Raw genomic sequence first — 13,254 nt, 5'->3', positions numbered from 1 at the left:
GCCTGCTCATCACCTCGGACCCCACATAATCCCTGCGTCCTGCCCGGAGCAGTTTGGGTGGCCACGAGTGGAGCAGTTTGGGGTGGCCATCGGGGGACTAGGCAACAGAATGAGCGCCATCATGAAGGCGAGCCCTGCAGTAAGCGCCACGAGCCACGAACAGCAAGTGCTGCGCCTCGCACGCACGCGCAAGCTGCTGCGCGCCCGTGAAGTGACCCAGCACGGTCTACCGACCATCGCGCTGACGCGCCTCGTGCAGGCCGGCAAGCTCGAGCGCGTGGCCCGTGGGCTGTACGGCATTCCCGGCGCAAAGACCAGCGAACACCGTTCGCTCGCCGAAGTCTCGGCACGCGTACCGAAGGGCGTGGTGTGCCTGCTGTCGGCGCTGCGCGTCCACGAGATCGGCACCCAGGCCCCGTTCGAGGTCTGGATCGCGATTCCGCAGCACATGGTGACGCCGCGTCTAGACCAGCCCGCAATCCGCGTCGTCCGCATGTCCGACGCAGCCCTTGCCGAGGGTGTCGAGAAACGCACCATCGACGGCGTCAAGGTGCCCGTCTTCAACGCGGCCCGGACCGTCGTGGACTGCTTCAGGTTCCGCAACAAGATCGGCCTGGACGTCGCCCTCGAAGCGCTGCGCGACGGCTGGCGCCAGCGCAAGTTCACGCTCGACGACCTGTGGCGCCACGCCACGAGTGGGCGCGTGGCCAACGTGATGCGTCCCTACATCGAGGCGATCACGGCATGAGCGCGAACCGAGCGGCGTCGATCCGTGCACGGCTCAAGCAGCACCCGGCGACATCGAAACAGGATTTCAACCTCACCCTGACCCGGTACGGCCTGGAACGGCTCCTATACAGGCTATCCGTCTCCGAGCACGCACCAAACTTCCTACTCAAGGGTGCCCTCCTCTTTCAGCTCTGGTACGGCCATCCGCACCGCCCGACGCGCGACGCCGACCTGCTGGGCTTCGGCCCCGACGACGTCCCCACGATGGTCGGCGTGTTCCGATCCATCTGCCGCATTACCGTGGATGACGGCATCGTATTCGACCCTGAGTCGGTTGCCGGCGCCTAGATCCGCAAGGACGCAGGCTACGGTGGCGTGCGCATCGACCTGCGCGCCGCCCTCGACGGCGCTCGGCTGGCCTTGCAGATCGACATCGGATTCGGCGACGCGGTCACACCCGCGGCCCAGCCGGTCACGTACCCGACCCTGCTTGCCGACGTTCCCGCACCAGCATTGCGTGCCTACCCCAAGGCGACGGTCGTCGCCGAGAAGCTGCACGCCGTGACCGTCCTCGGCATGACCAACAGCCGCATGAAGGATTTCTTCGACCTGTGGGTGCTGCTGCACGATGCAACGCTGGACGATGCGGAGCTGCACAGCGCGATCGAGGCAACCTTCTCTCGTCGACAGACGCCGATGCCCGCCACGCTGCCCATCGGCCTCAGCGAGGCATTCGCCGAAGATGCCACCAAACAGGTCCAGTGGAAGGCATTCCTCAGGAAGAACCAGCTCGACATGATGGACTTGGCAGAGGTGATTCGCTATGTGCGCGGGCGCGCCCTGCAATACGGATTCGCCGAGGAGTGATCAGGACCACGACCGACAGCCCTTCGCTCAGGCCTCGTCTCGACAGTTAAGCCTTGCTCGACCCAACCGCTCTTGTCGAGAGTGCCGCTGGTAAACTGTTTTGTGCTTCGCTGAGACGACCTCTTCGATAGTCCCTTCACGTGTCACCAAAGCTCATGTTTCACGTTGGGTATTTCGTTGGGTTCGCGACCAGCATGAGATCCGGGCTCCATCGGTATCAACGACTTGGCCTCGACCACGAGGTTCAGGTGCAAAACATTGAATGAACCTCCCACGGCGTCTCACGCCGTCCCGCAGTTCGATGTTTGGCGCAAACCCTCGGCGGCAGTCAACGTCACGGAGTTCCAGGGCGTCTCACTGAAGCGCACGTAGTCCGTGGGGTGAACTGTCGATAGCATGTCCCCGTGGCCTGGTTCTCGCGCAGAGCCTCGCGGGCTCCACGTGCGTATGCCACCGCACGGCGCCGGATTCGACGCCGACACTAGCGGTCAGTCGGTGTTTAGCCGTAAAGCGGTAGCTCCAGCCTTGACCGGCAACCATCACGACGTTTCGTTCGGCAAGCGACGCTGCAGTGCGAATGCGCTCCGGATGGCGTCGTCGCGCGTCCGGGTGTTCCCGAGTGCAAACGCACGCTCGAACGCCGCCTCGGTATGCCTCGCGCGCACGTCCGCATGCCGGCGTTCGCACTGCGTGCGCTCGGATGGCAGGAGGGGGATGTTCAATCGCTCGCGCAGCGCCGTGGCGGTGCCCAGCAACTGCGCCGCGAGCGGGTCGTCCGCATGCGTCACCGCGATCATCTCCAACAGGTCCGGCAGCCCAGCATCGCGCCCGGCGCGCTGCTGTTCGGCGAGCCCGTCGAACAAGGCTCGCCGCGCGGCGTCGGCCTGGCCCAGCGAGGCGTGGATACACCCCACCGTGCAGAGTGCTCGCGCCCGGTACTGTGGTAAGGCGAGGCCGCGATATGTCTCGGCGGCGGATTCCGCATGGGGGAGCGCCGCCACCCCATCGCCTATGGCATTGAGCACGGTGGCATGGACGATGGCCGTTTTCGCACTGCACTTCGGATCGTGCAGCCCGCGAAAAATGCGCAGGCTTTCCGAAGACAGTGCGCGGGCCTCGTCCAGTCGGTGTTCGTTCAGCGCCAGTTGCCCCAGATTGTTCAAGGTCTGCGCGGCGTCATGCTGATTGCCGTTTCGCCGATGCTGGACCAAGGCATCGCCTAGGAGGCGTCGCGCAGCCGCGAAGTCGAGCTGTTCCAGGGCACACTGACCGGCATGGTGAAGGGCCGTTGGGGTGTCGATCACGCACCCTGCATCGCTGCCGCATTTCACGCTCTCCAGGAACAGGCTTTGCGCCTTGGCATATTGGCCCCGCAACTTGGCGGCTTCCCCGAGTTCCGTGAGGATGAGCGTTTCGAGCCGGTGGTCGCCGGCCGCTCTCGCGAGAGGCAGTCCGCGCAGGAGAAGCGGTTCCGAGGCGTCGGGGCCTGCTGGCGAGAACTTGCGGACATCAGCCAGGCACAGCGTTGCTTCCGCTTCGCTGCCAATGCTGCCGAGTTCCTGTGCCAGTGCAGTGGCCTCGTTGAGGAGATCATCGCTGCGCTGTTCATGAGCGAGCCGGTGGGCGGCTTGGCCCGCCCCGATCAGCGCATGAAGGCGCACATGGTCGCGCGCAGTGTGCAGGGCCAGCGCCCGCCCGAGTCGCATCCAGCCTTCGGTGTAATGGCCACGGATATCCCAGAAAAGCCGCAACGCTCCGGCGAGCCGCGCGTAGCCCGCGGGATCGGTGCCACCCGACCAGTCGAGCGCGGCGCGCAGGTTGTCGTGTTCCGCCTCGAGCCGGTCCAGCCATTCGAGGGCCGTCGGCCCGCCCAGGGCGCTCGCGCCCGTGGTGGCCAGGTCCACGAAGTGGTCGAAGTGGCGCTGCCGCACCGTCTCGGCTCGACCGCCTTCTATGAGCTTCTCCCCGGCGTATTGCCGGATCGTCTCGAGCAGCCGATAACGGGTGCCGCTGCCGTCGTGCATCTCGGCAATCAGCAGGGACTTCGCCGCCAGCTGCCCGATGGCATCGAACACGCTCGTGTCGCCCTCCGCGCCGTCCGCACAGACACGTTCCGCGGCTTCGAGCGAAAAGCCGCCGGCGAACACCGCCAGCGCATCGAGCACGGCTCGCTCGGAACCGGGGAGCAGCTCGTAGCTCCAGTCCACCAGCGCTCGCAACGTGCGCTGCCGCGGCAAGGCCGTGCGCAGGCCGCCGGTGAGCAGGCTGAAGCGGTCGTCGAGGCGTTGGGCGACCTCTTCGACCGACAGGGCCGTGAGCCGCGCGGTGGCGAGCTCGATCGCCAGCGGGATGCCATCGAGCCGGCGGCACAGTTGCGCGACGGCGGCGGCGTTGCGGTCGGTCAGCGCAAAGTCGGGCTGTACGGCGGCCGCCCGCTCGACGAACAGCTGTCCGGCCTCGCTGGCGAGGACGTCGGGCGGGGTCGCCGATGACATCTCGTTGGACCCAGGCAGGGTGAGCGAAGGCACACGAAAGACGGTTTCGCCCTCGACGCCGAGCGCCTGCCGGCTGGTGGCCAGTAGCTGGGTCTGGGGCAGCGCGCGCAGCAGCGTCTGGGCGACCTGCGCGGCCTCGTCGAGAACGTGCTCGCAGTTGTCGAGCACCAGCAGCACGCGCTTGCCCCGCAGCCTGGCCTGGATCAGCGTCATGGGCGGCGTGTCGCCATCGCCGCGAGCGCCGAGCGCCGACGCGATGACGCGGGGCACGAGCGCCGCATCGGCCAGGCTCGCCAGTTCGACCAGCCAGACGCCGTCGGGGAAGTCATCGACGAGCAGGCCGGCGGCCTCCAGCGACAGCCGGGTCTTGCCGACGCCGCCCGCCCCGGTCAGCGTGACCATGCGCGATCGGCGCAACAGCTCGCGCAGCTGCGCCAACGCCTGCTGTCGCCCGACGAACATCGTCAGCGAGGGTGGCAGGTTGGTGCGCATCGCCTCCGGGGTGCGGATGGGCGGGAACTCCGAGCGCAGGCCCGCGACGGTGAGCTGGTACAGCCGCTCGGGTCGGACGAAGCCGCGCAGCGTGTGGTCGCCGAGGTCGCGCCACTCGCCGCCCGGCGGCGCGGCCTCGTCCAGCAGAGCCAGGGTGGCGGCGGTCACGAGGATCTGGCCGCCCTGCGCAGCCGCCACCACGCGCGCCGCGCGCGCCACCGTCGGTCCGCCCAGCTCGCCGTCGTCAGCGTCCTCGACCGTCCCGGAGTGCACCCCCATGCGCACGGGACGGACTGCCCGTTCCCACGGTTCGTCAAAGAGTGTCCGTTGGGCCTCCACCACTGCACCCACAGCGCCGCCCGCCTGCGGGAACACGAAGCACAACGCATCCTCGACGGCACGCAGCATCCGCCCACCGTGGCGCGCGATCGCCTCGCGCAGCAGCGCGTCCTGGCGGGTGGCCTGGCCCGCCTCCGCCTCGCCCAACGCAGCACCTTCTTCCATGGCCACCAACAGGAACGTGAGCGTGCGCAGCGGCGCCAGCTGGCCCTTAACCTCGAGCACGATCGCCCGGGCGATATCGGACTGGAGCGCCAGCACGTCCCGCAGCGGGCGCTCGTAGCTCTCGGCCCACAGCGGGTGCCTGTCGCTCGGTCGAACGAGCTGGACACTGATGCGCACCCGATCGCCGGCCCCCCGGACGCTGCCTTCGAGCCGATGCGATACGGCCGTCTCGTCGCCCGTCGCGACGAGGCCCAGCCTCGGCGCCCTCAGCCGGGCCAGCTGGGTGAGCACTTCCTCAGTCAACCCGTCGCCGAAGTCCGGGTGTGCGTCCAGGCCGCCGCGGTGCTCGAACGGCAGCACGGCCAGCAGCGCGCGGGCGTCCGCCGCCCCGGCGCGCGGAACGATGTCGGCGGGACCGGCAGGCGGGGCGGTCTGCACGACCTGCCCGATGAAGCGATAGCCGCGCTTGGGCAGCGTCTCGATGAAATCGCGCCCGCTATCGTCTCCGAGGGCCTTGCGCAGGAGGGACACATGCGACGTGAGGCTGCCCTCCTCGACGACGGTGCCGGCCCACACCGTGCGCAGCAGCTCGTCCTTGCCGACCGACCGGTCGCGCGCTTCGATCAGCGCGATCAGCACATCGATCGCCTTGGGCGTCAGCGCGACGCGCTGGCCGTCGCGGTACAAGACCCGCCCGCCGGCATCGAGGCGAAAGGAACCGAACTGATAGCTGCGGCGCGGCGGCATGAGGTCCTTTGAGGAATCCACCAGAAAACGATCAGATCTTATGCAGGACTTCGGACTGGCCCGCTCCTACGATTCTTCCACGCCGGCCCTTGTTGGGCCGGCCACCGACCCCCTCGTCAGTCCAGTAAGTGCACTTCAAGGAGCAAGCCATCATGTCCCTGCGTATCAACGACATCGCCCCCGACTTCCAGGCCCAGACCACGCTCGGCCCGATCCGCTTCCACGAATGGATCGGCAACCAGTGGGCCATCCTGTTCTCGCACCCGAAGGATTTCACGCCGGTGTGCACCACCGAACTCGGCTACATGGCCAAGATCGAGCCCGAGTTCACCAAGCGCAATGCCAAGCTGATCGGCCTGTCGGTCGACCCAGTGGACGCGCACGAGCGCTGGGCCCACGACATCGAGGAAACGCAGGGCCACCTGCCCAGGTACCCGATGATCGGCGACAGCGACCTTCAGGTCGCCAAGCTCTACAACATGCTGCCCGCCGACGAGACCGGCACGTCCGAGGGCCGCACCGCGGCGACCAACGCGACCGTGCGCTCGGTCTTCATCATCGGCCCGGACAAGAAGATCAAGCTGATGCTGACCTACCCGATGACGACGGGCCGCAACTTCGACGAGATCCTGCGCGTGCTCGACTCGATGCAGCTCACCGCGATGCACAAGGTGGCCACGCCGGTGAACTGGCGCCACGGCGAGGACGTGATCATCGCCGGCTCGGTGTCGGACGAAGACGCGAAGAAGATGTTCCCCGAAGGCTGGAAGGCGCCCAAGCCCTACCTGCGCGTCGTCAAGCAGCCGGGCTGAGGTTCGCGATGCGGCAAGGATTGGATATGGCCTCGTCTGCTCTCGAATCATTCGTCTCACAGGCTGCGGCGCATACGCGCGATCGCGACCCCGCCGATTGCGTGCTGGCGCTCGCGCCGCTGATGCTCGAGCTCATCGAGCAAGCACCGACGTTTCTCGAACCGCGGCACTATCGGAGCGACCCGAACCACTATGCACGCAACCTCGTCTACGCCGCGCCGGATGCGAGCCTCTCGCTCTACACGCTGGTGTGGTCGCCGGGGCAATGGACGCCGGTGCACGACCATGGCAGCTGGGGCGTGGTCGGCGTCTTGAAGGGGGTGCTGGAGGAACGCAGCTATGTGCGGCTGTCGCCAGACCGCGGGGCCGATGAAGGCATTCATCTCGTGCGCGGCGGCGTCATCCTCCTGGGGCGCGGCGCAGTCACGAGCTTTGTGCCCAACCCCGACCACATCCACGTGACGGGCGTTTCAGCGCAGAGGCCTCGCGCGGTGAGCCTGCACCTGTACGGCCGCACCATGAACAGCTTCAACACCTACGACGTTGCCGCGGGCACGCGCCGGCGTGTCGACGTGGTGCACAACGAGAGTTGAGTCTCGAGGAGATGCCGACATGAGTGCTTTCGAACTCGACGGTGTGGTCGCCGGGCTGCGCGATGCGCGCGAGCGCTGGCGCAGCGCGCAGCATCGCCCGCAGGAACTCGGGATGCGGGAGCTGCCCGATCGCGCGCAGGTGGCGCAGGTCGTGGACGCGCTGAGCGCGGCTCTGTTCCCGTTGCGCCTCGGGCCGCCGCAGCTCAAGCGCGAAGGCGAGGACTTTTTCGTCGGTCATACGCTGGACTTCGCGCTGCAGACCTTGCTCGCGCAGGCGCGGCTGGAGCTGCGGTACGCCGCGCGCCTGGCCGGCCGCGACGGCGACGGCGTCGACGCGCAGGCGGACTCCATCGTGCGGCAGTTCGCGCAGGGGGCCTGTCCGAATTTCTGTGTGTGAGGCTCGTTGAGCCTTCACTGAATTCGTGAAGACGGGTTGGGATGCTACGACGCCGGTCTCGTGAATCGATCGTCGTAGAGGATCGCGAACTGGTTCATCGCGGCTTTCCAGTGGTGAGTCGGTCGAGTCCAGTCCTCGGTGATGTTGCGTAGCGCCAGCCAGATCAGCTTCGTGGCCGAGTCATCGCTGGGGAAGTGGCCGCGCGTCTTGATGATTTTTCGCAGCCGCGCATTCACGCTTTCAATGGCGTTGGTCGTGTAGATCACGCGCCGGACCTCGGGCGGGAAGGCGAAGAATGGAATCACCTTGTCCCAGGCCCGTCGCTACGCACTGACGACGGTGGGGAATCTCTGGCCCCAGGCACCGGCCTCGAACTCGCCCAGCGCCTGCTCCGCCGCCTCGGCGCTGACGGCCGTGTAGATCGGCTTGATGGCCGCCGCTAGCGCCTTGCGGTCCTTCCAACTGGCGAAGTCCAGGCTGTTGCGGATCAGGTGCACGATGCAGGTCTGCAGGGTCGTGGCCGGGAACACCGCGCCCAGCGCCTCTGGCATGCCTTTAAGGCCGTCCGTGACGGCGATCAGGATGTCGTTGACCCCGCGGGTCTTCAAGTCGTTGAAGACCTTCATCCAGAACTTGGCGCCCTCGGTGTTCTCGATCCAGATCCCGAGGATGTCGCGCGTGCCGTCCGGCAGCACGCCCAGAGCCAGATACACGGCCTTGGAGCGCACCACGGCGTCCTCGCGGATCTTCACGCGCAGCGCGTCGAAGAACACGACCGGGTACATCGTCTCCAGCGGCCGGGTCTGCCAGGCCGTGACCTCGCTCATCACCTCGTCAGTGACGCGGCTGATGAGATCGGGCGAGACGTCCACCGCGTACATCTCGGCCAGGTAGCCCTGGATCTCTCGCACCGTCATGCCACGGGCGTACATGGCCAGGATCTTGTCGTCAAAGCCCGTGAAGCGCCGCTCGTGCTTGCCGATGAGCTGCGGCTCGAACGTGCCCTCACGGTCGCGCGGAACGTCGATGCGCAGCGCCCCAACGTCGGTCAGCACGGTCTTCGTGCTCTTGCCGTTGCGGTGATTCGAGGACGCGCCCTCGGGCTTGGACTGCCCAGGCGCGTAGCCCAGGTGGTGGCTCATCTCAGCGCCCAGCGCGCGCTCCACCACGGCCTTCTTGAACTGCTGGAAGATGCTCTCCAGCTCGGCCGGCGTCACCGGTCCGGGGATCAACTGCTCAAGCGCAGCGGCTGAGAATTGCGGCTGCGCCGCCTTGTCCGAGGTCTCGGGTTTCTTCTTGCGTGGCATTCATGCTCCAAGTCGACATGCTATGCCTCACACACAAACTTTCTGACACGCCTCGCGCAGGCGCTGCCCTCGATCCGCGAGCAGATCGACGCCGACGTGATCGCCGCCTGCCGCGGCGACCCGGCAGCGCGCAGTGTCGATGAAGTGCTGCTGTGCTACCCCAGCATCACAGCGGTAATCCATCACCGGCTTGCGTATCGGCTCTACACGCTGGGCGTGCCGCTGCTGGCCCGCATCATTGCGGAGCTGGCGCATGCGCGAACGGGCATCGACATCCATCCGGGGGCGCGCATCGGCGCGGGCTTTTTCATCGATCACGGCACGGGCGTCGTCATCGGCGAGACGGCAGTGATCGGCGAACGCGTGCGCCTGTACCAGGCCGTCACGCTGGGTGCCAAGCGCTTCCCCGTGGAAGCCAACGGCGACTTGCAAAAGGGACTGGCGCGGCACCCCATCCTCGAGGACGACGTCGTCGTCTACGCGGGTGCCACCATTCTGGGCCGCGGCACCATCGGGCGTGGCTCGACGATAGGCGGCAACGTGTGGCTCACGCAACGCGTGCCGGCGGACAGCCATGTCACCCAGGCGAGCACACAGCAGCACGCCGGCGGGGCCGACATAACAGCCATCGCGAGGATGGGCCGATGATCGTGGCGGAAGAACCCGGCCACGCACCGCCGCCGACCTGATCGCACGAAGGCGGTACGAATCCTGCTGCATCCCTTGACGCATCAAGGGATCCAATGCTGATTGCGCAGATCTCCGACCCGCATGTCCGCCCCGAGGGCGAGCTCTATCAGGGGCTTGTCGATTCCAATCGCATGTTTTTCGAGGCCCTGCAGCACTTGAAGGGGTTGGACCGACGACCTGATTTGCTGCTGCTGACCGGGGACCTCGTGGACGAAGGTCGGCCGCAGGAATACGCCATGGTCCGCCGCTTGCTCGCCGGACTTGATTTCCCCTACCTCGTCATTCCGGGCAACCACGACCGCCGGGAGCAGTTCCGCGAAGCGTTTGCCGACCATGCCTACCTGCCGCGCGAAGGCCCGCAGCACTTCTGTCACGACGAACAGCCGGTGCGAATCGTCGGACTGGACTCCTGCGTGCCTGGGCTCCACCACGGTGACATCGACCCCGACGGCTTGACTTGGCTTCGGCGAACTTTCGAGCAGGACACCGCCAAACCGACCATCGTGATGCTGCACCACCCACCGTTCATGAGCGGCATTCCGTACATGGACAAGTATCGCTACCTGGACCCGACGCCGCTCGAATCGGTGCTACGGAGCTTCACCAACATCGAACTGATCTTGAGCGGCCACGTTCATCGCGTGATGTTCAAGCGCTGGGCGGGAACCATGGTTTGTTCTTGCCCCAGCAGCACCACCGAAATCGCGCTGCAGATGCGAAGCGATGCCGCGCCGATGTCGTACATCGGTCCTCCGGCCTGCTTGCTCCATTGGTGGGATGAAGCCCACGGCATCGTCACGCACCTGAGTCACATTGGCACGTTCGCCGGGCCGTACCCCTTTGCGTGAGCGCCGGCCCGAATACGGCTCAAGCCGTCGAATGTCAGAAGTTGGCGGTCAGCGTCAGCCTGGAGCTCCGCGGCTCGACCGCATGGAAGTGGATGTCGTTCACGCTGCCGGTGGCTTCGCCCGGCAGTCGCGACGCATAGTAGTAGTCGATGTCGCTCGCCTGGCGGTCGAACAGGTTGAACACGTCGAGCGCCACCCTGACGTCTGGGTGATCTTGTAGCCGACGCGCAGGTAGGCCAAGGTCGTCGCTTTGGATTTTTGGCTGTTGTCTTCGATCAGCGGGCGTGGGCCATGTCGGAGGCGGCAGGGGTCAGTGGGTGGGTCGCTTGATAAGCGTTCCTTTTCGTCGTCGATTACAATTATCTGACGTATGAATGGAACAAACGTGCCGCCGCAATCTCATCCTCAGCGCGTCCTCGAGCTCGCGCGATCCAAGGGACTGCTGCGCGCGGGCGATCTGGATGTGCTCGGCGCGCCGCGGGTCGTGCTCAGCCGACTCGCCGCCCGCGGGCAACTGGAACGAGTTGGCCGTGGCCTGTATCGCCTGCCTGAGGCCGACGTGTCGGAGTTTCAGGGTCTTACCGCGGTCGCGATCAAGGCACCGCAGGCGGTGTTCTGCCTGCTCACCGCGTTGCAGTTCCATGAACTGACGACACAGCTGCCGCGCCGGGTCTGGATCGCCATGCCGCGCGGCAGCCACGCCCCTCGCATCGAGCATCCCCCGATCAAGATGGTCCAGTTCACCGGAGCGAGCTACGCCGAGGGCGTTGAGGTCTTCGAGCGTGACCAGGTGCAGCTGCGTGTCTACAACGTCGCCAAGACCGTGGCCGACTGCTTCAAGCACCGCAACAAGATTGGCCTGGACGTGGCCCTGGAGGCCCTGAAAGACGCGCTGGCCCAGAAGAAGGCTTCCGTCGACGACCTATGGCACTACGCCAAGATCTGCCGTGTCTCCAACGTGATGCGCCCCTACCTGGAGGCGATCACGTGAGCAAGGATCTCGCCGCTTCGGTTCGAGCGCGCCTGCTGAACCTGGCGAAGGCCGAAGGTTCGGACTTCAACGGCGTGCTGGTCCGGTACGCGCTCGAGCGCCTGCTGTACCGCATGAGCTGCTCGGCGCACGCCGAGAACTTCCTCCTCAAGGGCGCGCTGTTGTTCGCGCTCTGGTACGACATGCCGCACCGGCCCACGCGCGACATGGACCTGCTGGGCTTCGGCGCCAGTGATCTCGCATCGCTCGAGCAGACCTTTCGGGAGATCGCCTCCATCGAAGCCGACGACGGCATCGTGTTCGACCCGGCCAGCGTGACCGCCCAGGAGATTCGCAAAGACGCAGGCTACGCCGGCGCGCGGATCGTTTTCACCGCCGAGCTTGCGCGAGCGCGGTGCAAGGTGCAGGTCGACATCGGATTCGGTGACGCGGTGACGCCGGGACCCGTGCACGCTGCATACCCAGTCTTGATCGCGGACTTCCCCGCTCCGCAACTGCGCACCTACCCGGTCTACAGCGTCATCGCAGAGAAGCTGCACGCCATCGCACTGCTGGGCATGGCGAACAGTCGCATGAAGGACTACCTGGACCTCTGGGTCATGCTTGATCGCGAGACCTTGGACCCGGCTTTGCTGGCAAGGGCGATCGCTGCGACCTTCTCGCGTCGAGGCATGGACGTGCCTATCGAGCCGCCGATCGGACTGACCGATGAGTTCGCGAACGATTCGACTCGTCAGGCCATATGGAAGGCATTTCTGCTCAAGAACGAGATCTCGCCGAAGCCGTTGCCGGACATCGTGCAAGACCTTGCGACCAGGCTGCGCGATCCGCTGGATCGAGCGCGCAAGCTCTTCGACGAGGCGCAATGAACCGATGAAGCGGTTCGCTAGAATCTCTTCGCTTGATCTTGCTCGGGCCGTCTGGCAACCCGCTCATGCAGTGCCATGGAATCTCACGTTTGGTGGCGGATTTATAGGCGGGTTCAGAGGGGCTGCACAGAAGGTTCTCTTGAAAAATCAACTCCTTGAAGCCGATCCCGAGCTTCAGGTGCAAAACATTGAATGAACGTCTCACGGCGTCTCGCGTCGTCCCGTAGTTCGATGTTCCGCATAGACCCGCAACGGTAGTCAATATCACGGCATCCCAGGTCGTCTCACTGAAGCGCGCGGCTTCCGTGGGGTGAACTGCCGGTAGCATGCCCCGGCGCGAGGCCCCTCACGCGGCTCTCGGCAACCATGCCACCGCACGGCGCCCGATTCGCCGCCGATCTTCAGTAGCGCTTCGCAGGACGGCATGGAAACCGGCGGCCCGAAGCGCAACCATCTCATGGGGTAGTTCACCGGTAGCGTTGCTTGGTCCATGTTTCCCGCAGCTCAAGCGGAGGCTCGCTCCATCGATCCCCCAACGGAGGTTCTGTGGGAACAACACCAAAGCCTGTTTCTGATCTTCTGCTCAAATCCTGGCTGAGCGCCGGGCCCGTCGACCGATCCGTCGGCGACGGATTGATGTTCGTCGCCTCCTAGGCGGGCGCCCGGGCCGGCAAAGGCTCGTGGATCCTCCGATATCGCTTCGGCGGTCGCCAGAAGGAGAAGGTGCTCGGCCGCCACCCCGAGATCACGCTGCGGACGGCCCGCGAGCTGGCGCTGCGCGACCGCGCGCAAATCCAACAGGGCGTGGACGTCGCGGTTGTTGGCGGCGGTCAGGAAACGCTCTTATTCGGCGGTGAGACGGCGGTTTTGGCCATGACCAGGCACTACGGCGCTCCCCAGGTCAGTATTCGAT

Annotated in this window: 10 protein-coding genes and 3 pseudogenes; 10 read left to right on the top strand and 3 right to left on the bottom strand. The window is 66.0% G+C overall.

The genetic code is table 11. The features are described 5' to 3' along the window. Positions 1 to 109: 109 nt before the first annotated feature. Complete coding sequence (locus tag EV671_RS25895) at positions 110 to 748, top strand: type IV toxin-antitoxin system AbiEi family antitoxin domain-containing protein (protein WP_243655893.1); 639 nt, start codon at positions 110 to 112, stop codon at positions 746 to 748. After that, positions 745 to 1,596: pseudogene (locus tag EV671_RS25890) on the top strand (nucleotidyl transferase AbiEii/AbiGii toxin family protein). The gene EV671_RS25895 and the pseudogene EV671_RS25890 overlap by 4 nt, the downstream one beginning before the upstream one ends. A gap of 539 nt (positions 1,597 to 2,135) precedes the next feature. On the opposite strand, the gene EV671_RS25885 reads toward EV671_RS25890, so the two are convergent. Then, positions 2,136 to 5,855 (bottom strand): winged helix-turn-helix domain-containing protein, encoded by a 3,720-nt coding sequence (locus EV671_RS25885; protein ID WP_132576786.1) that lies wholly within the window; start codon positions 5,853 to 5,855, stop codon positions 2,136 to 2,138. A 131-nt stretch (positions 5,856 to 5,986) separates the two neighbouring features. On the opposite strand from EV671_RS25885, the gene EV671_RS25880 reads away from it, so the two are divergent. Genes EV671_RS25880 through EV671_RS25870 form a run of 3 tightly spaced genes read left to right on the top strand, consistent with a single transcriptional unit; the run spans position 5,987 to position 7,636 of the window. Further along, positions 5,987 to 6,646 carry a peroxiredoxin gene (locus tag EV671_RS25880; protein ID WP_132576785.1) on the top strand — a complete coding sequence of 220 codons (660 nt, stop codon included), beginning with the start codon at positions 5,987 to 5,989 and terminating at the stop codon, positions 6,644 to 6,646. Between the two features lie 26 nt (positions 6,647 to 6,672). Next, a complete protein-coding gene (locus EV671_RS25875; RefSeq protein WP_132576784.1) occupies positions 6,673 to 7,239 on the top strand; it encodes a cysteine dioxygenase family protein in 567 nt (188 codons plus the stop codon). 19 nt (positions 7,240 to 7,258) lie between these two features. Beyond that, positions 7,259 to 7,636, top strand: coding sequence for a hypothetical protein (locus EV671_RS25870; protein WP_132576783.1), 378 nt, complete (start codon positions 7,259 to 7,261; stop codon positions 7,634 to 7,636). A 44-nt stretch (positions 7,637 to 7,680) separates the two neighbouring features. Here EV671_RS25870 and EV671_RS25865 read toward each other — a convergent pair. Further along, positions 7,681 to 8,943: pseudogene (locus EV671_RS25865) on the bottom strand (IS256 family transposase). 54 nt (positions 8,944 to 8,997) lie between these two features. Between EV671_RS25865 and epsC the strand changes: the two are divergent. Together epsC and EV671_RS25855 are read left to right on the top strand one after the other, a co-directional pair. After that, positions 8,998 to 9,591: pseudogene (gene epsC, locus EV671_RS25860) on the top strand (serine O-acetyltransferase EpsC); the annotation flags it as partial. Positions 9,592 to 9,686: 95 nt separating this feature from the next. Continuing rightward, positions 9,687 to 10,481: a phosphodiesterase gene (locus EV671_RS25855; RefSeq protein ID WP_132576782.1), complete on the top strand. Its 795-nt coding sequence runs from the start codon at positions 9,687 to 9,689 to the stop codon at positions 10,479 to 10,481. A 34-nt stretch (positions 10,482 to 10,515) separates the two neighbouring features. Here the strand turns inward: EV671_RS25855 and EV671_RS27635 are convergent, their stop codons facing one another. After that, positions 10,516 to 10,665 (bottom strand): hypothetical protein, encoded by a 150-nt coding sequence (locus EV671_RS27635; protein WP_243655892.1) that lies wholly within the window; start codon positions 10,663 to 10,665, stop codon positions 10,516 to 10,518. Between the two features lie 186 nt (positions 10,666 to 10,851). On the opposite strand from EV671_RS27635, the gene EV671_RS25845 reads away from it, so the two are divergent. The 3 genes from EV671_RS25845 to EV671_RS25835 form a co-directional block, all read left to right on the top strand. Next, a complete protein-coding gene (locus EV671_RS25845; RefSeq protein WP_424511159.1) occupies positions 10,852 to 11,472 on the top strand; it encodes a type IV toxin-antitoxin system AbiEi family antitoxin domain-containing protein in 621 nt (206 codons plus the stop codon). Further along, entirely contained in the window at positions 11,469 to 12,341 is an 873-nt protein-coding gene (locus EV671_RS25840) for a nucleotidyl transferase AbiEii/AbiGii toxin family protein (RefSeq protein WP_132576780.1), read from the top strand. Before EV671_RS25845 ends, EV671_RS25840 begins: the two co-directional genes overlap by 4 nt. Positions 12,342 to 13,064: 723 nt before the next feature. Continuing rightward, positions 13,065 to 13,254, top strand: a 190-nt coding sequence (locus tag EV671_RS25835) for an Arm DNA-binding domain-containing protein (protein WP_243655891.1), incomplete at its 3' end; no start/stop codon positions are given.

The organism is Roseateles saccharophilus (genome assembly GCF_004342485.1).
Classification (GTDB): domain Bacteria; phylum Pseudomonadota; class Gammaproteobacteria; order Burkholderiales; family Burkholderiaceae_C; genus Pelomonas; species Pelomonas saccharophila.
The sequence above is the reverse complement of the archived record's forward strand: the minus strand, read 5'-3'. Positions and strand labels throughout refer to the sequence as shown.